General features: G+C 71.4%; 19 protein-coding genes. 10 read left to right on the top strand and 9 right to left on the bottom strand.

All coding sequences use genetic code 11. The features are described from left to right. Positions 1–70: 70 nt before the first annotated feature. From DEIPI_RS0123095 to DEIPI_RS0123105, 3 genes are read right to left on the bottom strand one after another with little or no spacing between them, the layout of a single operon-like run. Entirely contained in the window at positions 71–445 is a 375-nt protein-coding gene (locus tag DEIPI_RS0123095; RefSeq protein ID WP_027483333.1) for a hypothetical protein, read from the bottom strand. Then, complete coding sequence (locus DEIPI_RS0123100) at positions 442–864, bottom strand: response regulator (RefSeq protein ID WP_027483334.1); 423 nt, start codon at positions 862–864, stop codon at positions 442–444. Before DEIPI_RS0123100 ends, DEIPI_RS0123095 begins: the two co-directional genes overlap by 4 nt. After that, positions 857–3,943: a GAF domain-containing protein gene (locus tag DEIPI_RS0123105; RefSeq protein WP_027483335.1), complete on the bottom strand. Its 3,087-nt coding sequence runs from the start codon at positions 3,941–3,943 to the stop codon at positions 857–859. The genes DEIPI_RS0123100 and DEIPI_RS0123105 overlap by 8 nt, the downstream gene beginning before the upstream one ends. A 154-nt stretch (positions 3,944–4,097) precedes the next feature. Here DEIPI_RS0123105 and DEIPI_RS0123110 point away from each other — a divergent pair, with 154 nt between their 5' ends. Then, complete coding sequence (locus DEIPI_RS0123110; RefSeq protein WP_027483336.1) at positions 4,098–4,643, top strand: ankyrin repeat domain-containing protein; 546 nt, start codon at positions 4,098–4,100, stop codon at positions 4,641–4,643. Between the two features lie 32 nt (positions 4,644–4,675). Here the strand turns inward: DEIPI_RS0123110 and DEIPI_RS36065 are convergent, their stop codons facing one another. Then, entirely contained in the window at positions 4,676–5,365 is a 690-nt protein-coding gene (locus DEIPI_RS36065) for a helix-turn-helix domain-containing protein (RefSeq protein ID WP_052351956.1), read from the bottom strand. A 67-nt stretch (positions 5,366–5,432) separates the two neighbouring features. On the opposite strand from DEIPI_RS36065, the gene DEIPI_RS33990 reads away from it, so the two are divergent. After that, positions 5,433–6,683 carry an MFS transporter gene (locus DEIPI_RS33990; RefSeq protein ID WP_052351957.1) on the top strand — a complete coding sequence of 417 codons (1,251 nt, stop codon included), beginning with the start codon at positions 5,433–5,435 and terminating at the stop codon, positions 6,681–6,683. A 131-nt stretch (positions 6,684–6,814) separates the two neighbouring features. Then, positions 6,815–7,687, top strand: coding sequence for a hypothetical protein (locus DEIPI_RS0123125; RefSeq protein ID WP_027483337.1), 873 nt, complete (start codon positions 6,815–6,817; stop codon positions 7,685–7,687). A 5-nt stretch (positions 7,688–7,692) separates the two neighbouring features. On the opposite strand, the gene DEIPI_RS0123130 is transcribed toward DEIPI_RS0123125, so the two are convergent. Both DEIPI_RS0123130 and DEIPI_RS0123135 read right to left on the bottom strand, forming a co-directional pair. Next, complete coding sequence (locus DEIPI_RS0123130) at positions 7,693–8,277, bottom strand: hypothetical protein (protein ID WP_027483338.1); 585 nt, start codon at positions 8,275–8,277, stop codon at positions 7,693–7,695. A gap of 44 nt (positions 8,278–8,321) precedes the next feature. Continuing rightward, positions 8,322–9,848: a histidine kinase N-terminal 7TM domain-containing diguanylate cyclase gene (locus tag DEIPI_RS0123135; RefSeq protein WP_027483339.1), complete on the bottom strand. Its 1,527-nt coding sequence runs from the start codon at positions 9,846–9,848 to the stop codon at positions 8,322–8,324. Between the two features lie 144 nt (positions 9,849–9,992). Between DEIPI_RS0123135 and DEIPI_RS0123140 the strand changes: the two genes are divergently transcribed. The 3 genes from DEIPI_RS0123140 (at position 9,993) to DEIPI_RS0123150 (ending at position 12,685) form a co-directional block, all read left to right on the top strand. Further along, positions 9,993–10,193: a hypothetical protein gene (locus DEIPI_RS0123140; protein ID WP_027483340.1), complete on the top strand. Its 201-nt coding sequence runs from the start codon at positions 9,993–9,995 to the stop codon at positions 10,191–10,193. A 135-nt stretch (positions 10,194–10,328) separates the two neighbouring features. After that, positions 10,329–10,616 (top strand): DUF1905 domain-containing protein, encoded by a 288-nt coding sequence (locus DEIPI_RS0123145; RefSeq protein ID WP_027483341.1) that lies wholly within the window; start codon positions 10,329–10,331, stop codon positions 10,614–10,616. A 695-nt stretch (positions 10,617–11,311) separates the two neighbouring features. Further along, positions 11,312–12,685, top strand: coding sequence for a replication initiator protein A (locus tag DEIPI_RS0123150; RefSeq protein WP_027483342.1), 1,374 nt, complete (start codon positions 11,312–11,314; stop codon positions 12,683–12,685). 141 nt (positions 12,686–12,826) lie between these two features. On the opposite strand, the gene DEIPI_RS0123155 is transcribed toward DEIPI_RS0123150, so the two are convergent. Next, a complete protein-coding gene (locus DEIPI_RS0123155; protein ID WP_027483343.1) occupies positions 12,827–14,473 on the bottom strand; it encodes a PAS domain-containing protein in 1,647 nt (548 codons plus the stop codon). Positions 14,474–14,496: 23 nt separating this feature from the next. Next, positions 14,497–15,669 (bottom strand): hypothetical protein, encoded by a 1,173-nt coding sequence (locus DEIPI_RS33995; RefSeq protein WP_052351958.1) that lies wholly within the window; start codon positions 15,667–15,669, stop codon positions 14,497–14,499. 92 nt (positions 15,670–15,761) lie between these two features. Between DEIPI_RS33995 and DEIPI_RS0123165 the strand changes: the two genes are divergently transcribed. Then, a complete protein-coding gene (locus tag DEIPI_RS0123165; RefSeq protein ID WP_027483344.1) occupies positions 15,762–16,214 on the top strand; it encodes a DinB family protein in 453 nt (150 codons plus the stop codon). A 7-nt stretch (positions 16,215–16,221) separates the two neighbouring features. Here DEIPI_RS0123165 and DEIPI_RS34000 read toward each other — a convergent pair whose 3' ends face one another. Continuing rightward, on the bottom strand, positions 16,222–16,986 hold the full coding sequence (locus DEIPI_RS34000) for a metallophosphoesterase family protein (protein WP_045235055.1): 765 nt from the start codon (positions 16,984–16,986) through the stop codon (positions 16,222–16,224). A 109-nt stretch (positions 16,987–17,095) separates the two neighbouring features. On the opposite strand from DEIPI_RS34000, the gene DEIPI_RS34005 reads away from it, so the two are divergent. The 3 genes from DEIPI_RS34005 (at position 17,096) to DEIPI_RS0123185 (ending at position 19,666) form a co-directional block, all read left to right on the top strand. After that, positions 17,096–17,731 (top strand): TetR/AcrR family transcriptional regulator, encoded by a 636-nt coding sequence (locus DEIPI_RS34005; RefSeq protein WP_052351960.1) that lies wholly within the window; start codon positions 17,096–17,098, stop codon positions 17,729–17,731. A gap of 166 nt (positions 17,732–17,897) precedes the next feature. After that, positions 17,898–18,623, top strand: a complete 726-nt coding sequence (locus DEIPI_RS0123180) for a DUF4386 family protein (RefSeq protein ID WP_027483345.1) — start codon at positions 17,898–17,900, stop codon at positions 18,621–18,623. 26 nt (positions 18,624–18,649) lie between these two features. Further along, on the top strand, positions 18,650–19,666 hold the full coding sequence (locus tag DEIPI_RS0123185; RefSeq protein WP_045235017.1) for an NAD-dependent epimerase/dehydratase family protein: 1,017 nt from the start codon (positions 18,650–18,652) through the stop codon (positions 19,664–19,666). The last annotated feature ends 86 nt before the right edge of the window (positions 19,667–19,752 follow it).

Raw genomic sequence — 19,752 nt, forward strand, 5'->3', positions numbered from 1 at the left:
TCGAGGAGAGGTCGACGAGCGGCGCTTCGACCCCGCCGCATCCGCACGCGACCGCACGCGACCGCGAGGGTCACGCGTCCTCGGTGGTCGAAGCGGAATCGTCGTCCGCGTTCTCCTGCGTCAACGCCTCCGTGAAATACCTCCGCGCCTGCCGATCCACCCACTCGGAATCCACACCCTCGTTTCCCTCGCGGTCCAGCTGGGCCACCACACCCTCCAGACTCGCCTCCGCCTCACGCGTCAGCAGACGCTCCAGCAACTCCGCCTCCTCGTCGGTCCCCTGCAGACCCCGCGCCTGCGCACGCGAAAACGCCTCGGACAGTCCGCGGTACACCTCATCCCTCGACGTCAACTCCTCGCGCAGACGAACGTACCCGACCTCACCGAGCGCTCCCAGCAGGTCCGCTCTCCACGCCAGCGCCGCACTCCACCGATCACCCTTCACGACGCGCCTCCCTTGTCGGCCCCGCCGCCCAGCCAGAACCCGACCAGTCCCCGGATCATGCTGACGTGCTCCGCGAACCCGAGCGGCTTGAGCAGGTACGCGCTCGCCCCGTACTCCCGACTGCGTCGGACGTCCGCGTCCGCGTGCGACGTCGTCAGGATCACCACCGGCAGGTCCACCAGCGCGGGCGAGGCGCGAATGACCCGCAGCACCTCGAAGCCGTCCGTCCCGGGCAGGTTGAGGTCGAGCAGGACCAGGCGGACCACGTCTGCCGTCGCGCGCAGCACGTCCAGGGCCGCCTCCGCCGTCCCGGCGTCCACGACCCGCACCCCGGGACTCACCTCCGCGAACGCCTCGCGCGTCAGTTCGAGGTGCGCGGGATTGTCGTCGACGACGAGCACCGTGGGAAGGTCACCCATCGGCGGCCTCCAGCGCGGGCAGGGTGAAGTGGAAGACACTGCCCTCGCCCGGCGTGGACGTCGCCCACAGACGCCCCCCCGCCTGCTCGACGATCTTCTTGCAGATGGCCAGCCCGATGCCGTTGCCCTCGTACGTCTCGCGCGTGTGGAGCCGCTGGAACACCTCGAAGATGCGTTCCCGGTAGGCCTCCTCGATGCCGATGCCGTTGTCCGTGACGGTCAGGTGCCACCACGCGCCCTCACGGCGCGCGCTCGCGTGCACGACGGGCGGCACACCCTCACGCCGGAACTTCACCGCGTTGCCGAGCAGGTTCTGGAAGACCTGCGTGAGCCGCCCCTCACCGATCGGCAGCGTCGGCAACGCTTCCGACGTGACGGACGCGCCCGACTCCGCGATGATCGCCGCGAGGCCCGCCTGCGCGTCCGCCCAGGCGACGTTCCCGTCCGCGCGGCCCTCCGAGGGCTCCGGGGACGACAGGCGCGAGTACCCCAGCAGATCGTGAATGAGGCTGCGCATCCGCAGCGAGCCCTGCGTGATGTACGCCAGGTACCGACGGGCCCGCTCGTCGAGCGCCGACTCGTACTTCAACGCGAGCAGGTCCGCGAAGCTCGCCACGGTCCTGAGGGGCTCCTGCAGATCGTGCGACGCGACGTACGCGAAGCGTTCGAGCTCCGCGTTGCTGCGTTCGAGCTCCTGGGTGCGCTGCGCGAGCGCCGACGTGCTCGACGCCGCGTCGAGCGCGAGGCCCAGGCTGCGCGCCACCGTCTCCAGCAGGCTCCGGTCCGCGTCCGTCCAGCCGCGCTTCCCGAAGAGCGCCACGCAGAACACGCCGCGCACGCCGCTTCCCACCTTCACAGGCAGGCTCGCCACCGCCCCGATCTGCGCCCAGTCGATCCGGAACTGATCCTCCGTGTAATCGTACGCGTCCTGGTAGTAGGGCTCACCCGACTCGAAGGGAATCCGCATGGACTGCGCTTCGTAGGGCAGGCCCGCGTCCACGATCCGTTGCATCTCGGGATTGCGGCGGTCCCCCACCTGTGAACGCAGCCGCCATACGTTTCCGTCGCGCTCGTAGTACGGCGCGAACCCCGCGGGCAGCAGTGACAGCACGATCTCCTGCGCGCGTCTGATCAGCACGTAGGGATCGAGTTCCCGCGTGAGGTCAAGGGTGAGTTCCGCGAAGGCTTCCAGCGCCTTCGTCCGTGCCTGCAGCGCGTCACGCTGCGCTTCGAGCTTCACCGCGACCTCCGCGCGTTCCAGCGCTAGGTTCAGGCTTCGCCCCGCCGCCCGTACGACCGCGCGGTCACGTTCGCTCCACGCGCGCGCGTCGAACAGACCGACCGCGAGGATCGCGTGCACCTCGCCCTGCACGAGCAGCGGGTGAATGGCGACCGTGCCGTACGCCTCGGTCGCCGCGACCTGCTCACGCTCCGGATCCCAGGCGTCGACGAACACGGGCTCGCGCGTCCGCGCGGCCTCCTCGAAGGCAGGCGCCGTCACCGGGATGCCGCCCGTGATGCTGCGCACGACCTCCTCGGCGATGTCCTCGGTCCAGACGCGCGCGCGCCACACGTCCCCGTCCCGCTCGTAGTAGGCGGCGCTGCACTGGCTGAAGAACGTGCGGAACACCCCCAGCGCCTGCCGCGCCAGCGTGTGCGGGTCGCCGCTCGCTCCGGCCGCCTCCGCGAAGTCCACGAAGGCCTCCAGCGAACGCGTGCGTTCCTCCAGCTCCAGCGTCCGGTGCGTCACGAGCGCCTCGAGGTTCGCGTTGAGTTCCCGGACGGCCTGCTCCGCCCGCTTGCGCTCCGTGACGTCGTCGATCACGACGACCGCCGCCACCGCCTGCCCGTCGTCGTCCTCGACCGGAGCGGACGTCACGTCGATCACGCGGGTCGTGCCGTCGGGCCGCACGTAGATCAGTTCCTCTCCCACCGTCGTCTCGCCCAGCGTCGCGACGCGCGCGAGCGGCCACTCGTGCGGCTCCACCGGACGTCCGTCGAGGTGGAAGCCGGTCCACGCGCGGTACTCCTCCACGTTTCGCGAGAGGTACACGGGGTGACCGAAGATCTCCTCGACCTTCGCGTTGCCCATGACGATCCGCGCGCTCGGCACCTCGCCCAGCACGACGCCGACGGGCAGGTGCCTCAGGACCGCCGCGAGCCGCGCCCGTTCCGCCGAGAGGGCCGCCTCGCTCGCCTGGCGCGCGCGCAACTCCTCGTGCGCTCGCTGGTACTGGTAGGCGCGGTCCACCGCCTGCGCGCACTGTCCCGCGAGGGCCCGCAGGAACTGCCGTTCGCTTTCGTCGAAGGTGCGCTCGCCCGCGTCGTACACGAGCGCCAGGAATCCGAAGGTCCGCCCGGAGACGTCCAGGGGCAGCACGGCCATGCTGGTCATTCCCTCGGGTCGGAAGTCGCCGAAGCCCGAGAAGCGCCGCGCGAGTTCGGCCGCGTCGCCGAACACCGCCTCGCCGGACCGCACGGCGAACGCGCCGGGGATGTCGAGCGTGAGCTCGAAGCGCGACAGGCGCGCCCGCAGGTCCGGAGCGTAGTTGTGCGTGCCGAGGAGCTCCACCTGCCGTCCGTCCCGGGTGAGGACGCCGACGGCGCCGCTCGCGGCCTGCACCGCCGGGAGGGCGCGGCTCAGGATGACCTCCACGACCTGCTCGGTCGTGACGGCCCGCGCGAGTTCCGAGGCGACGTCGTACAGCACGGCCTGACGGGTCTCGGCTCGCTTGCGGGCCGTGACGTCCTGATACAGGACGCCCAGCCCGTCGTGGAATGGGAACACCATGCCCTGCGCCCACACGTCGGTGCGTGCGTAGTACGTCTCGAAGGTTCGCGGAACTCGCGACGTCATGACCTCGCGCGCCACCGTCTCCAGTTCGGAACCGCTCGTGCCGGGAAAGGCGTCCCAGAAGGTGAGCCCCGCGAGGTCCGCGCCCGTGAGGCCGCGCAGTCGCGCGGCGGCGGTGTTCACGAGCCTCACGCGCCAGTCGGCGTCGAGCAGGACGAACGGGTCCGTGAAGGCGTCCAGATCGTTCGGTGCCAGCGTCAGGGATGCTGAGGTGAAGTCGGTCATGGGAGCTCGGCGAGTCGCCGCCTCCAAGATACGTGAGTGCGGCGTGGAGGAGCGTTGGGTAAAGATTGGATGTTCGCTCGTGCCCGGCTTCGCTCGACACGTTCCGCTCCTCCTCTGGAAGAATGGACCGCGATTCGAGTCCACAGGAGGACGCATGCACGACGAGAACGACCGGGGCGCCCCCGGCACGCCCACCGAGGACGAGGAGACACTGGAGTTCGTGCGTGCGGTGTTCGACGCGGCCCGCCAGGGGAACGCGGCGGGGCTCGCGCCCCTGCTGGAGCGCGGTCTGCCCACGACCCTGCGCAACGCGCGCGGCGACACCCTCCTGATGCTGGCCTGCTACCACGGCCACCACGACACCGCCCGCCTGCTGCTGGAGCGCGGCGCGGACCCCGAGGTGCGCAACGACGCCGGGCAGTCCCCGTTGCAGGCGGCGGCGTACCAGGGCGATCTCACCATGGTGAGGTTGCTGCTCGACCATGGCGCTCTCGTGGACGCGGCGGGCCCGGACGGACGCACCGCCCTGATGATGGCCGCGATGTTCGACCGGAACGCCATCGTGGACGAACTGCTCGCGCGGGGCGCCGATCCCACGGTGCGGGACGCGGGCGGAGCGGGCGTCGTGGACGCGGCGCGCGTGATGGGCGCCGTCTCCATGGCGGCCCGCTTGGAGGCGTTGCTGCGCGCGAGGACGTGACGCCGGGCGCTCACGCGCTGCGTTCGCCGGACTCACACGGGCGCGATCGTCGTGCGCACCACGTAGAGGTCCCCCTCGTCCTCGTTCACCTTGAGGTGGTCGTAGCGTCGCTTGAGCTCGTACAGGTCGCGCTGAAAGGCCTTGGCGTCCTCTCGCCGCAGACGCAGCGGGTAGGTGTTGTCCCACAGGACGGGCGCGTCCGGGCCCATCAGCCACGCCCCGAACGCCCCGGGGGCGCTTCGCGGGTCCTCCGGAGGGGCGGGCAGCACGACGTGTGAGAGCAGGCCGCGCTCGTCGCCGTAGGTGTACAGGCCGAACCAGCGCGGATCGTCCGCGAGGTCCCGCCACGCGCGGGTGAGGCTCTGCATCAGGGCGGAACGCGCGCCGTCGAGGGTGGTCTCGTAGAGTTCCTCGACCGTTCCGGCGTCCGTGGCCGAGAACGGCACGAAGAACCCGCGTGACGTGGAGCGGTACCAGCGCACCGCGCGGCCCGCACGCGGCTCCTCGCGGGTGATGTCGAGCAGGCCGAGCCGGAGGAACTGACGGACTCGGTACAGGACCGCGTTCGTGGTCACGCCGAGCTCACGGGCGACGTCGCTCACGCGGCGTTCGCGCCACACGAAGGGCGTGAGGTACATCCGCACGGTGGGGTCCACGAGGGCGCGGGCGGCTTCGGGCTCGTCGAGCCGCTTCCAGACGCTGGGTGAGGGAGTGCGTGTCATTTTCACCAGCGTACCGCGCAGGCTGCGGCATGCCGGACGCGTGCGCGTCCGGCGGGGAGGCAAAGACATGTACGCGGTGATGCGGCACAGGAACTATCGGCTGCTCTGGTTCGGCGAGTTCGTCTCTCTCCTCGGTGATCGGGCGCTGCTGGTCGCCCTGCCCTATTTCGTGTACCAACAGACGAACTCCACGCTCGCGACCGCACTGCTCGCCCTGACGCACTACCTGCCGGGTCTGCTGCTGGGCTCCTTCGCCGGGGTGCTCGCGGACCGCTGGGACCGGCGCCGCATCCTCGTCGCGGTCAACGTCGCGCAGGCGCTCGTGATCCTGCTGCTGCTGCTCGCGCCCTCCCCGGGCCTGCTGTGGGTGGCGTACGCGGTGACCCTGGCGGAGCACACGCTCGGCATGCTCGTGATGCCCGCGGCGGGCGCCCTGCTTCCCGTGACGGTTCCGGAAGCTTCGCGGCCCCAGGCGAACGCGCTCATCGGCGTGTGCTCCACGGTCGCGCGCATCGTGGGCCCGCTGCTGGGCGGCGTGGTGATCGCGGCGGGCGGCCTGGGCAGCGTGGTCGTGCTCGACGCCGCGTCGTTCGCCCTCGCGGCCCTGCTGTTCTCGCTGCTGCGCGTCCCCCGCGCCCAGGACGCTCCTGGTTCCGCGCGCGCGTCGCTCGTGGAGACGTGGCGCGCCCTGGCGCGCGAGTGGCGCGAGGGCGTCTCGGAAATCACGCGGCGGCGCACGTTGCTCGCGCTGTTCGTCACGATGAACGTCACGAGTTTCGGCGGCACGCTCGTCGATCCCTTCTGGGTGGCGTACGTCCGCACTCGTCTGCAGGGCGGACCGGAGGCGATGGGGCTGCTGAGCACCACGGGCGCGTGCGGCGCGCTCGTGGCGGGCCTCGTGATGGCGGGCGTGAGCGCGCGGGTGCCCCTGCGCGCGCTCGTGGGGTACGGCACCGTCCTCGTGGGCGCGGTCATGGTGACGCTCTATCATCAGTCGTCGCTGTCGGCGGCGCTCGCCCTGGTCTTCGTGATGGGCTTCCCCCTGATCGTGTCGAACGTGGCGGCGTCCACGCTGATCCAGAACGCCACGCCGGACCGGCTGCGCGGGCGCGTGTACGGCGCGCTGGGCACCACGAACGCCTTCGTGGGCGTGCTGGCGGTGTCGCTGGCGGCGCTCGTGGGGGAGCGTGCGGGCGTCGTGACGATGCTGACCCTGGCGGGCGCGATCACGGCGGTCGCGGGGGTGGTGGGCCTGCTGCTGCTCCCGAGGACGGACGCGGCGGACGGCCGGACCGCCGAGGGCGTCGAAACGGCCTGAAGCGGCGACGGGACACGCGGGGACACGGCCAGCACATGAGCCGTTTCCCTGCGCTTCACTGTGATGGAAGTCCACACAAAATGCTCTGTCTGTAACATAATGAGGTCAGGCAGTATCCTCCGGAGGACCCCATGACCAGAGCCAGCAAGAAAACCGAAGCGCAGGGCGCCACGCGCGTGGACGTCCTCGCCGCCTTCGACGCCCTCATGACCACCGCGGACGTCGAGAGCGGCGTCAAGGCCCTCGCCGACGGCGGCGCCGACACCACCACCCTCGACGCGGAACTCACCCGCCTCCTGCGCCTCGCGCACGACCGCTGGGGCCTCGGCCTGCAGCACCTCACCCACGACGCCCGCGTCCACCGTGACGGCGACACCGTCGACGTCGCCCTGCACGCGGACGGCCGCGAGATCGCCCGCGTCTCCACCGGGGCCGCCGCCGTCTCCGCCGCGTACGAGACCATGCGCGCCCTCGGCGCCGACGACCTGAGCGAGTGGGGCGTCCTGCCCGACGGGCACCGCGTCACCCGCACCGCGGGCAGCGGTCAGATGCGCGTCCTCGTGGAGGACGCCCGCGACTTCGAGACCCTCTGGACCGCCGAACGCGGCGGCGCCTGGACGCGCACCTGGCGCTCCGGCGACACCCTCGCCGTGGAGGCGCACCGCCCCGCCAGTCCCCAGACCGCCCTCGCGGACGCCGCCTGGGACGCGATCACCTCCATCAGGAACCGTCAGTTGCAGCGCGAGCTGATGGAACGCAGCAACAGCGTCGGCATGCTCGGCGCGCTGCTCGCGGCGCGGCACAGCGGCGCCGAACGCGCCCTGGAGCGTCTGCCCGAGGCGCACTTCACCGTCCGCAGCGCCGTCGTGCGCGCCGCCGGCCGCGAGGGCCGCGACTACGACCGCTGGAAGGCCATGGTCCGCGAGGCCACCGAGCAGCTCGAGGAGCACCAGAAGGCCACCACGGGCCGCGTCGCCGAGATCCTGCGTCACGGCCTGCGCTGAGGTCCTCAGCCGGGCGTGAGCTCCGGTTCGGCCGACCGCGTCTCCACGAGCGCGGTCGGCGACGTTTCCGTCCTGTCCGGCTCCACGGCGCGCGGCACGTACATGGCGGGCGCACGCGCCACGCGGTCGGCGACGAGCATCGAGCCGACGAGGCCGCCCGTGACCTCCACGACCGACCAGTCGGAGTTCACGTCCCGCAGCATGGTGGACGTGCCACGCACCCGCAGCGAGTACGGAAACTTCGTGTTGCGCGAGAGGATGCGCAGGACGATCAGCTGCTCCGACGCGTCCGCGCGGCGCAGCTGGCCCTGCGCGCTCCACGCGCACCCGTTGGGCTCCGCGTTCTCGGCGGGACGGACGTAGACCATCGGTGTGCGTGCCGCGTCCACGAGGCCCGTGGGCGTGGTTCGCACGAAGGCCACCACGAACACGCGCGACCCGATCAGGCCGCGCCCTCGCCCGGAAACCCTCATCGCGACGCCGCCGACGAACACCTTGTCGCGGTCCGCGTGCGGCAGCATCCAGCCCGTGACCCACAGTTTCGCGTGGTCGTTCGCTCGAACGAGCTCGGAAGGGCGCTGGGCGTCCACGTTTACAGAGTGTACAGGTCGCGGACGAAGCCGCATGCCCCCAGTCAGGGGTGTCGGGCGGGCGTTCCCACCGGTGCCGTCTGCTGCCGCGCGGCCTTGTCGGCGTACATGCGGCGATCCGCCAGCCGGGTGAGGGCGTCGCTGTCGTCTCCCTCGACGGACGTGGCGAGCCCGAAGCTCGCGTCCGCCTCCTCGAACCCCGCCGCGCGCGCGGCCGTCACGGCGCGGTGCAGCGCGTCCCGGACGACGTCCACGCCGGGCGAAACGCCCCGGACGAGCAGCACCGCGAATTCGTCCCCGCCGAGACGGTAGACCCGGTCACCGACCTCGAAACTGCCGGTCAGGCCAAGCGCGAAGGCCTTGAGGAGGGCGTCGCCGCGCGCGTGACCGTGCGCGTCGTTGACCCGCTTGAGTCCGTCGAGGTCGATCACGACGACGCCGAGCGCGCGGTCCTGCAGCGCCGTCCGCTGCAGTTCGCGCCTCAGGTCCGCCTCGAAGGCACGTCGGTTCGCCAGAGACGTCAGGGCGTCCTCGTGGGCGAGCCTGCGCACTCGCGCGTGCTCCTCCACCCACACGGTCACGTCCCGCGCCACCACGGACGAGCCCAGCACGGCGCCGCGCGCGTCCCGCACGGTGGACGCGCGGAGCTCCCACACCCGGCCCGGCGTGGGCCGCCACTCCACGTGCGTGTCCTCGTCGAGTGCGGGCCAGCCTGGGATCACCTCCGTCAGCGGCCGTCCGCGAGCCCGCGACGGCGGCACGCCCGCGAGGAGGGACGCCGCGCGGTTGAGCTCCACGACCCGCCCGTCCGGATCGAGCACCACGACCGCGTCGGGCAGTTGCGCCACCACCTGCCTGAACGCGAGCGGCGTGAGGTTCAGGAGCCCGTAGCGCGCCATGCCCCACGCGACGGGCACGAACCCCAGCGCGGAAGCGACGGGCGACGCGTTGTTCGCGGGCAGCAGGCGCACCCCGAGCAGGTACAGCAGGCTGCTCAGGAGCGGCAGGACGGCCGCGACGAGCAGGGAGGCCACCTGCCCGCGGCGCACGCCGCGCGCCGCGCGCAGGGCCCGCAGGAGCCGCGCGACGCCCCAGACACTGACGACGTTGGAATACCCCACCACGGCCAGCCAGTAGACCGCTCCGCGCGTCACGTCGAACCCGCCTTCCCGGAAACGCACCGACGGCCACACCCAGCCGCTCACGCCGTTGACGGCGATGAGTCCGAGCGTCACGGCGGGCACCGCGAGGAGCGCCAGCACCCGCCGCGCGGGGACCCCCCGCTCCACGGGATGCAGAAATCCGTCCACGAGGGCGTACCACGCCACGGGAATCGTCAGCACTCCGATGAACTGCACCCGCGCCCAGAGCCACTTCAGCTCGGGCGACACCGAGAGGTGCTCCATCAACGACGCCACGATCCAGACGGTGTTCGCCGCGAGCAACGCCAGAAACGCCCGGTGCGTCGGGGATGACGAGGCGCGGCTCAGCAGGTGCCCGGTCATGAGGAGCGTCACGACCTGCGCGAGGAGCAGGGGGAGAAGCTGGGACGTGAGAACGTGAGCGGTCATTGAGGGGGGCTCCGCGAGGGCCGTACTGATGGCGGTACGCGCAGCCTATCAGACGAGGCTCCCGAAGTGCCGGAAACGACCGTTCAGAAGGGCGGGGCGCGTGCTAGCGTCAGGCCGGGAGTTCAACGGAAGGACGGTGCGTCCGTGAAGCACGACGTGTTCCTCGCTCGACTCGCACGCCTCACACGGGAGATCAAGGCCGAAGCGGAGCAGCTCTACCTCCGCGGCGTCGGGCTGGAGGACGCCGATGAGCGGACGGTCCTCAAGGCCCTGGAGTCTGCCCTGACCTGCGTGAGCGCCGCGAACCGCCGCCTGCAGGACGCCGGAACGGACGAATCCACCTGAACGCGTTCACGTGGGCTCGTCATCGGTGTACGGGGAACCGTGCGCCCCACGTACGACCAGCGCCTCGTGGACGACGAGACGATCCTGCCTCCGCTGAGCGCAGGACGCCCTGGCCTGCGGACGTACAGTGAGGACGTGACCATCGACTTCGACGGCCGTGTCTTTCACTGGGCGGGCCCCGCCCCCCACTTCTTCGTGTCGGTTCCGGAGGCGCAGTGCGAGGAGCTCAGGGCCGCGTCACGCTTCGTCACGTACGGCTGGGGAATGATCCCCGTCCACGTCCGTATCGGGGCGGCCGAGTGGCGGACGTCACTGTTTCCGAAGGACGGTCGGTACCTCGTACCGCTCAGGCTCAGCGTGCGCCGCGCCGAGGGGATCGAGGAGGGCGACGAGGTGAGCGTCCACCTCGACCTGCGCACCTGAGGCCGCCCCGCGCGGGAAGAACTCCAGAGCGAATCGCGGGGCGATCTTCCCGACGGTCCCGGTCTTGCCGGTGCCGGGCGGAGCGACGAGCAGCGCCGACCGGCCTCGTCGGACGAGTCGACGGTGCCGCTCGAACCCAGGGACGCCCGGAAGGTGCCGGCGACGTCGTTCGGACATCCCGCGGCACGTACGGCGCGGCCGGTCGGTCATCCGGCGTCCGACACCTTTGTCCAGTTTCACGCTCCGTCAGGGTCGCCGGCGACCGAAAAACCGTCCGGTTCGGTCCGACACCTTTGTCCAGATCGAGGATTCACGCGTGTCATTGCCCGTCGAGCACGAGGTCCGAGCGTTCCGACACCTTTGTCCAGACTTTCCGATACCTTTGTCCACACGGCTGACGACACCTTTGTCCAGAATGACGAGTGCACGCGCTCCAGGACGACGAGGAAGGCACAGGCGTCCGTCGGGGGCGCGCACACGTCAGGTTCACGCGCTTGCACCGACACCTTTGTCCAGTCGAACCCCGAAATCCCCGACACCTTTGTCCAGTCGAACCCCGAAATCCCCGACACCTTTGTCCAGTTCGGCTGCGGTAACGCGCTCCAGACGGCATCCGTCCCACTCCCTTGATGTTGTTTTCTTTTATTCTTTACAGAAGTAAAGAACAACACACAAGCAACGATGGGAGCGGCAGCGTGAAGAAGGAAAAGAAACTGATCCGGACAGTGGTCGACGAACGCAACCTCGCCCGGCTCGGCGTCGTCAGCATCCAGACCCGCGTTCCCTCCAGCGCCGACCGTTGGGGGCACGCGTTCACCATCGGTGACCGTCACGTCCGCATCGAAGGCAACGCCCCGGAGGGTCGCCCGCGCGGCATCGACACGAACGTCCTGCTCGGCATCGAGACGCTGTTCGCCGCCGCCGGCTGCCCCGAACACAACTGGCTGCACACCAACGGCTACGAGCTGCGTGAGGCGAGCTTCCTGCCTGACAACGGAAACAACTACCGCCGCCTCCGGGAAAGCATCAACCGCCTGTACGCCGTGTACTTCACCGTCGCGTCCGGGCTGTCCGGCAGCAACCTCAGGCACAACGAAAGCATGCGCATCCTCGACCGGATGCAGTACTGGGACGTCGGTGAGACCGACGCCATCCGCGAACTCGTGCCCGAAGCGAACCTCGGCCTCAAACTCGCCGATCAGTTCGCGGAATCCATCCGCAGCGGCTTCACCCAGGCGCTCGACGGCCGCATCCTTCTCGGCATCGAACAACCTCCCGCGCGGGCCCTGTACCGCCTGCTCGAAGCGTACCGCTACACCGACGACGGTCGTCAGCTCGGTGAACTCACCGTCGAACTCGAAGACTGGCGGCTCGCGTGCGGCATCTCCCCCGGCTACCCGAACAAGCTGCTGCGCGCGCTCGGCGAGGCGCACGACGAACTCGTCGAGCAGCGCTACCTCCGCGACGTGCGTGTCACCGGTACCCGCAGCGAACCGCTGTTGACGTACGTCTTCGCGGGAAAGGACGACCCGGACCCCGCGCTCGTCCGGCTCCTGCGCGCGCGCGGCGTGTCCTCGCAGATGGCGAACAAGCTGGCGCGTGAAACGCCTGACCGGGTGGAGGAGGCCATCAAGTTCGTGGAGTACCAGAAACGCCAGCCTTCAGGGGTGAAACGTGAAGCGGCCGTGATCGTCGACTACCTCACGCATCCCGGCAAATACCTGTGGGAGCAACCCGAGGTCATCAAGCCCGCGGACGACGACATCCGCGTCGAACGTTCACGGCAGCGCGTCCTCGCGGAGGAGGACGCGGCCGCCCGTGAAGCCGAACGTGCCGCGGAGGAACTGCTCGCCGCGCCCCCGGAGGTGCAGTGGCGGTCCGTGCAGGCGTCCCTGAAGGTGATGCTCAAGATGCCCGGTCACCTGACCACCCGCGAGTGGGAGCGCCTCGAGCAGCTCTGCCTGAGAGGTGAACGTTCGGCCGTTCGGCTCCGCCGGGAACTCGCCGCCGCGAGTGCGTCCATGAGCTTGCAGTCCTACATCGAGGAGTTGCGCTCGGACCTCCGCTGAACACTCGGCGCGTTCGGCGTGAAGGGCACGCCGGGCCGCTTCCCGGTCCGCGCGCCCCAGGACACGAGCGCCGCGTTCGCGCCACTGGCGACGCGGCCGTTCGTCGAGGACCCCGGGACCTTCCTCGCCCGAGCGTCCGGGTCACCCGTCCGTCAGGGTGTCCGTGACGGCCACGTGCACGCCCACCCATTCGCGGATGCCGCCGTGCTCGTCGAAGACGGGTACGGCCCGCGCCCGGAACAGTCGGTACTCGCCGCCCACGACGCGCAGACGGTGACGTACGTCGAAGGTGCCCTTCGAGTCCACCGCCCGCCGCCACGCGCGTAGCGTGAGGTCGCGATCGTCCGGGTGGAGCGCCTCGGCCCAGCCGTACCCCTCGTACGCGGTGCGGTCCTGTCCCGTCAGGCGAGACCAGCCGGGCTGTTCGCCGCGCATCTCGCCGTCGGGCGTGTTCGTCCAGACGGTCTGGCCGGTCGCGTCCACGAGGGAGCGGTAGCGGTCGTTGCTGGCCCTCGCGGCCCGCTCGGCGTCCTTCATGGCGGTCGTGTCCGTCGCGACGCAGCCCACGCCGACGAGCGCGCCCTGAGGCGTCAGCACCGGGTAGTACCCGACGAGGTAGGTCCGCCCGTCCGGCAGCGCGACCTCCTCCTGCGTGAGGGGCCGCTTCGTCTGCCGGGTGAGCGCGAGGGCGTGCGCGACGCCCGGCAGGTCGGGCAGCAGGTCACGGACGGACCCGCCGAGATGATCGCGGATCCGGCGGCCCGACAGGCTCGCGAAGGCGGCGTTGAGCCGCAGAAATCGCAGCTTCGGGTCGAACACGGCGAACGCGACGGGCGCGTTCTCGAAGACGCTGTCGAGCAGCGCGGCCGTCCGGTCGAGCTCCACGCGCGCCTCGCGCTCGGCGTCGAACAGACGCAGGTTCGAGATGGCCTGCGCGCAGCTCTCCGCCACCGCGAGCATCCGCTCCCGCTCCTCAGGTGCGAAGGGCGCCCGGTCGGGGAAGTTGAGCGTGAGGCAGCCCAGGACCCGCTCGTCGTTCGTGAGGGGAAGCGCCACGTGCGCCTGATCCGCGTACGCCTCGGCGGTCGCGGCGAGGGCGAAGTCACGCCGGACGTCGTCGAAGGTGAGGAAGAGCGCGCGCCCCTCCCGCACCGCGACGGTCGCGGGAATCGGCAGGTCGAGGGGCACGAGCTGCCACGCGCGCGTGATGCTGACGTCGTAGCCCGTGGCGCCCATCACCCGCAGCGACGCGCCGTCCGGTTCGAGCAGGGAGAAGCCCCCGGCCGTCGCGCCCGTGGCAGGCAGGGCCTCCGTGAGGGTGATGTTCACGACGTCCTGGACGCTGCGCGCGCGGGAGAGCTCCACGACGAGGCTGAACAGGCGGTCCGTGTGCCCCTCGTGCGGGGTGACGTCGCGCACGGTGGAGGCCCCGGAGCGGAAGTACACCAGGATGCCCGTGACGCCGCCGCGCTCGTCGCGCAACGGCGCGGCGTCCACGAAGGACGTGCGGAGCCTGCCGGGCACGCGGTCCTCCACGACGAGCTTGCGGGCGCGGACCGTCTCGCCTCGCTCCAGCGCTTCGCGCAGCAGCCGCGCGAGCGCGAACGCGAGGCCGGGCGCGACCTCCTCCACCGGGCGGCCGACGTGGTCTTCGGCGGCGAGCTCGTTGTCGCGGGCGTGCGCGTCGTTGACGGCGACGTAGCGCAGGTGGGTGTCCAGGACGGCCGCGGGGTCGGACGAGAGGGACAGGAGCTCCGAGAGGACGCTGGACGGGACGAGGGCTTGCACGTCACGAATGATACGGCACCCGTTCAGGGCGAGGCGGGGAAGCGGCGCAGCAGCGCCCGGTACGTCCCGCCGACGTCCTCGCGCCACGCCACGGTGACGTGGCCGCTCGCGTCCGCCGTGACCGACGGCGAGCGCGCGTCGCGGGCGGCGTCGCGGTTGAGGATGCCGAACTGCTCCCATCCGCCTGCCCGCTCACGCGCCAGCCTGACCTGACCCACCCCCGCGCGTTCCTCCACCCAGGCGAGGACCGCGCGGCCCGACGGGTCCAGCGCGAGCGAGGGTGACGCGGCGCCCGGTGAGCTGACGTCTCCACCGATCGGCGTCCAGGTTCGGCCGTTCCAGCGACTCGCGCGGAGCGTGTCGGCGCCCGAGACGTCCTCCAGCCACGCGACGACCGGGGTGCCGCGCGTGTCGAGCGCGAGCCGGGTCGCGGCGACGTAGGTGGACGGCGTCCGGTTGAGCGGCCCGCCCAGCGCCTCCCAGGTTGCGCCCGTCCAGCGTTTCGCGAGGACGTCGCTGGCGAGGACGTCCCCCTGCAGCCACGCCACGACCGGGCGTCCCGCGGCGTCGAGCGCGAGGGCGGGCGCGCGGGAGAAGCGCGTGACGTCGTTGAAGGGCTCTCCGCGCGCCCAGGTGCGCCCGTCCCAGGTCCGGATCGTGAGGCGGCTCCCGCCTCCTCGCAGCGTGTCGCCCCAGGCCAGCACGGGCTCGCCGCTCCTCGCCGCGACGGACAGGGTCCGCGCGGCGTACGTGAGGTCCTCCCCGAGGTATCGCGCGCGCCAGTCGGTCCACGCGCCGCCCCGCCAGGCGCGCATGACCACGACGTCGTTGTCACCGTAGTTCTCGTTCCACACCAGGACGGGCGTGCCCCGAGCGTCGAGCGCGAGGTTCAGGGACGACACGGGCCGCGGGCGATCGTAGTTGAGGGGCGTTCCGTCGCCGAGCGGCGTCCATGTCGAGGCGGGCGGCGTGGATTGCCAGGCGGTCAGCAGGCGGCCGACGAAGGTTCCGCGTCCGCTGCTGACGCGCGCGTCGTCCGACGCGACGGCCAGCACGAGCGCTCCATCGGGCGCGGCGGCGAGGCGAAGCTCCCGGACGGGGCCGTTCAGGGTCGGGCCCGTCGTGAAGGGCGGAAGCGGGGCGGCGTGGGCGGTGATCGCCGCGCAGAACGGGAGGAGCAGGAGGTGTGGGCGCATGGGTCCTTTCGGGCGGGGCCGGACGGGCGGCGGGTTCCGCCTTCATTGTGTGCGGCTTGCCAGGGAAGCGCGCGGTGTGATGGAGTACGCGCATGCCCTATTCAGGTCAGGAGTACGCCCGTTCCTTCGTCATGCACCGTGCCGCCCTCGTGGACCTGCTCGACCAGGTGCCCGAGGATCGGGGTGAGTTCAGTGCCTGGGAGGGTGGGATGACGTTCCGCGCGCTCGCCGATCACCTGGCGGGGGCGTCGGACCGCTTCGCGCGGATGATGGCCGGTGAGACACCGTCGCCCGTCGAGCCCAGCGCGGACCTCGCGGAGGCCCGTGAGCGGCTACGGGCCGGGCTGGAGTCGACGCGGACCTTCCTGGCGGGCCTCTCCGACGAGCAGCTCGCGCGGCGCGTCCAGGCCTTCGGCGGGCGCGAGATGCCCGCGTACACGCTCGCGGATTTCCTCGTGCAGCACGAGGCGCACCACAAGGGTCAGGTGTGGATGATGGCCCGCATGATCGGGCTCAAGCCGCCGATGTTCGTGCGGCTCGGCTGATCGGTCCTCACGTCTTCCGTCGGGCGCGCGCGACATCCTCGAAGTGAGCGGTGGCCGCGTCCCCACCGGGCGGCTGCAGCAGGGTGGCGGCGAGGTCCGCCGCGAGCGGGTGCCCGCTTCGGGCCGCCTCGTCCGCTGCCGACCGGACGTCGTAGTGGGCGCGCATGAACCTGACGCCGCCGTCCAGGAGCGCCCAGGCGGCGCCGGGACCGTCGTAGGGGAGGCCCACGCTGCCGGGATTGACGAACCGGACCTGCCCGGCGTGACGGTCGAGCGGGACGTGCGTGTGACCGCCCACGACGAGGTCCTGGCCGACGCCCGCGAGCACCTCCGCGAGCACGTCGCCCGGCGTGAGGGCGGTGACGATCTCGTCGTCGGCGCGGGGTGTGGCGTGACACAGCAGGACGTCGCCGAGCTCGCCCAGGCAGAGCGTGCGGCGGTGCCCAAGGCCTTCGAGGTGCCGGAGGTGCGCGTTCGTGAGGTGGGCGGCTTCCCAGCGCATCGCCTCGACCAGGTCGTCGGGGAGCCCGTCGGGGGGCGTGCCGAGCGCGACGGACACGAGCTCGCGGTCGGCGTTGCCGCGAATCCAGACCGCGTGCTCGCCGAGCCCGAGCAGCAGGTCGAGCGTTTCGCGGACGTGGGGTCCGTAGGCGACGTCGCCGCCGATCAGGACCCGCCGGGCACCCGCCCGCCATGCGTCGTCGAGGGCGGCGCGTGTGGCGTGGACATTGCCGTGGAGGTCGTGGAGGACGGCGACGGGCGTGGACGTCATGATGTCCACTGTGCCACGACGGTCTCCCGCCGGACGAGCAGAATGGATACATACCTGTATCTGAGTGCCGTGGCACTTTCGGATACAGGTATGTATCTTAGTCTGGGTCATGGCCGCCCCCGCATCCCGCAAACGTCTCAGCCGTGAGGAGAGCCGCGCCCGCACCCGCGCGGACCTCCTCGACGCCGCCCGCGACCTCTTCGCCCGCCAGGGCTTCGAGGGAAGCTCCGTCGAGCAGATCGCGGAAGCCGCCGGGTACACGCGCGGCGCCTTCTACTCCAACTTCGACGACAAGCAGGCCCTCCTGATCGCCCTCATCGAACGCTGCTTCGACGACGACCTGCGCGGCCTCGCCGCCCTCGAAGGCACCGACCTCCCCGGCGCGAGCCGCGGCTTCGAGGACGCCGCCCGCCTTCCCGAGGACGACCTGCGCGTCTCCCACCTCCTCAAGATGGAGTTCTGGATGTGCGCCCTGCGCTACCCCCCCGTCCGCGAGGCCTACGAACACCATCACGCCCGCCTCCGCGCGGCCATCGGACGCCTCATCGAGGCGCAGTACCGAACCCACGGTCTTCCCCTTCCCGCCACGCCCGACCAGCTCGCGGGCGTCACGATCGCGCTCCGCAACGGCCTCGACACCCAGCGGCTCGTGAGTCCCACCAGCGTCCCCCCGCACCTCTACGGCCTGACCCTGCACCTGCTGCTCACCGGGACGCCCCCCGCACCTCCTCCCCGGGACGACTGAACCCCCATCCTCGCCCTTCACGAGGACGCCCGCGCGTCCCTCGGTCATCTCCCCTGCCCACAGGAGGACGCCTGCCCCACACCAGCACCGCACGCTGAACCCACCCCCACCCGACCGGACGTCCAGAGACGCCCGGACCATGCCTCACACCCCGAAGGGATCCGCCATGACCAGCACGCCCGTCACGCCGACCGCCGCGACCGCCCGCCCCACCGACCGCACCGCCCTGCTCGCCGTCACCGCCACCCAGTTCGTGTCGATGTTCGGCGCGTTCTTCGTCCTGTCCGCCGCGATCGACTGGCCCGCCAGCCTCGACCTGCCGCCCGAGCGGGCCCTGCCCCTCGTGCACGCCCAGGCGTCCGGTGTCGCGCTCGGCTACACGCTGTACTTCCTCTCCGCCTTCCTGCTCGTGCCGCTCGCGGTGCTCGCCCGCCGCGTCCTCGAAACGATCGGCGCGCGCGGCGCCCTGCTGGAAGCCGCCACCGCGCTCGGCGTGCTCGCCGGGGCCCTCAAGCTCCTCGGCATCGTCCGCTGGCTCGTCGCGATGCCCGCCCTGGCGAGCGCCTACGCGAGCGGCGACGCGGGCACCCGTGAGATCGTCGCCGTGACTTACCGCACCCTCAACGACTACGCGGGCGGCGTCGGCGAAGTGCTCGGCGTGAGCCTCTTCTCGGGTCTGTGGACCGTCCTCGTGGGTCTGCTGCTCACCCGCCTCCCGCGTGGCCGCGCCCTCGGCGTCACGGGCGTCGTGTCGGGCGCGCTCCTCCTCGCGGGCCTCGCGGGCGTCTACGGCGCCGACCTCGGCCCCATCCTCACCGTCTCCGGCATCGCGTGGCAGATCTGGCTCGTCGCGCTCGCCGTCACGCTCCTGCGCGCCCCGAACCGCGCCTGAACCCTCAAGGACCAGGGAGGACCACCATGTTCACCGACCCGCGTTCAACGACCGTCCGGCCCACCTCGCCCCTGTCCGGCACCCACGTCGTCCTCGGCGGTGGAGGCGCCGCCGGACGCGCCCTCGTCCGCGAACTCCTCACACGTGGCGCCGACGTGCGCGTCGTCTCCCCCCGCGAACCGCGCGCCCTGCCCGCCGGAGCCCACTGGACACCCGGCGACGCACGCGAAGCGGGCGACGTCGCCAGAATGTCCCGAAACGCCCGCGTCGTGTACATGGCCGCGCAGCCCGAGTACACCCGCTGGAAGACGGACTTCCCGCCCATGCTCGACGCCGTGATCGAGGGCGTTGCCCGTTCGCAGGCCCGGCTCGTGTTCGTCGACAACCTCTACACCTACGGTCCCGTCACCGGTCCCCTGAGCGAGACTTCCCCCGAACACCCCACGAGCCGCAAGGGCCAGGTCAGACTGCGGATGGCCCGCACCCTGCTTCGCACCCACGAGGAGGGCCGCGTACGGGTCGTCATCGGGCGGGCCAGCGACTACTTCGGCCCCCTCGTCATCGGCTCGCTCGCCGGGAAGGCCTTCTTCGACGCGGTCCTCGCGGGGAAACGTCCGCGGTGGTTCGGCCGCCACGACGTCCCGCACGCGCTGACCTTCGTGGACGACTTCGCCCGCGCGCTCGTCACGCTCGGCGAGCACGACGAGGCCTACGGGCGCGCCTGGCACGTCCCCACCGACGAGCCCCTCACGGGCCGCGCCTTCGCGGCGCTCGTCGCGCGGGAGGCTGGGGTCGCGGACCGCGCGCCCGCCACGCTGCCCCTGCCCGCCGTTCGCACGCTCGGCCTGTTCGTGCCGATCCTGCGCGAACTCGCGGACGTCGCCTATCAGGCGACCGGGCCCTGGGAGGTGGACGGCACGCGCTTCGCCGCCGCGTTCGGGTTCCGCCCCACGCCCAACGCCGAGGCGGTTCGCCGCACCGTCGAGTGGGTGCGGACGCAGATGGAACAGACGGCATCCGCCCCTGGCGTCACGGCGCATTGAGTCTTCTTCCAGACGAGTTCGAGACGGACGGGTCCGTGGACCCTTCCGCCTCTTCGCGCGGGCCATGCACATCACGCTCCAGGGGT

It is taken from the genome of Deinococcus pimensis DSM 21231, assembly GCF_000519345.1.
Classification (GTDB): domain Bacteria; phylum Deinococcota; class Deinococci; order Deinococcales; family Deinococcaceae; genus Deinococcus_A; species Deinococcus_A pimensis.

Bases quoted from the DNA above. Each gene is read 5' to 3' on its own strand.
- DEIPI_RS0123100 (WP_027483334.1), bottom strand. From the start codon at position 864: ATGGGTGACCTTCCCACGGTGCTCGTCGTCGACGACAATCCCGCGCAC.
- DEIPI_RS0123105 (WP_027483335.1), bottom strand. From the start codon at position 3,943: ATGACCGACTTCACCTCAGCATCCCTGACGCTGGCACCGAACGATCTG.
- DEIPI_RS0123110 (WP_027483336.1), top strand. From the start codon at position 4,098: ATGCACGACGAGAACGACCGGGGCGCCCCCGGCACGCCCACCGAGGAC.
- DEIPI_RS36065 (WP_052351956.1), bottom strand. From the start codon at position 5,365: ATGACACGCACTCCCTCACCCAGCGTCTGGAAGCGGCTCGACGAGCCC.
- DEIPI_RS33990 (WP_052351957.1), top strand. From the start codon at position 5,433: ATGTACGCGGTGATGCGGCACAGGAACTATCGGCTGCTCTGGTTCGGC.
- DEIPI_RS0123125 (WP_027483337.1), top strand. From the start codon at position 6,815: ATGACCAGAGCCAGCAAGAAAACCGAAGCGCAGGGCGCCACGCGCGTG.
- DEIPI_RS0123135 (WP_027483339.1), bottom strand. From the start codon at position 9,848: ATGACCGCTCACGTTCTCACGTCCCAGCTTCTCCCCCTGCTCCTCGCG.
- DEIPI_RS33995 (WP_052351958.1), bottom strand. From the start codon at position 15,669: ATGCGCCCACACCTCCTGCTCCTCCCGTTCTGCGCGGCGATCACCGCC.
- DEIPI_RS0123165 (WP_027483344.1), top strand. From the start codon at position 15,762: ATGCCCTATTCAGGTCAGGAGTACGCCCGTTCCTTCGTCATGCACCGT.
- DEIPI_RS34000 (WP_045235055.1), bottom strand. From the start codon at position 16,986: ATGACGTCCACGCCCGTCGCCGTCCTCCACGACCTCCACGGCAATGTC.
- DEIPI_RS34005 (WP_052351960.1), top strand. From the start codon at position 17,096: ATGGCCGCCCCCGCATCCCGCAAACGTCTCAGCCGTGAGGAGAGCCGC.
- DEIPI_RS0123180 (WP_027483345.1), top strand. From the start codon at position 17,898: ATGACCAGCACGCCCGTCACGCCGACCGCCGCGACCGCCCGCCCCACC.
- DEIPI_RS0123185 (WP_045235017.1), top strand. From the start codon at position 18,650: ATGTTCACCGACCCGCGTTCAACGACCGTCCGGCCCACCTCGCCCCTG.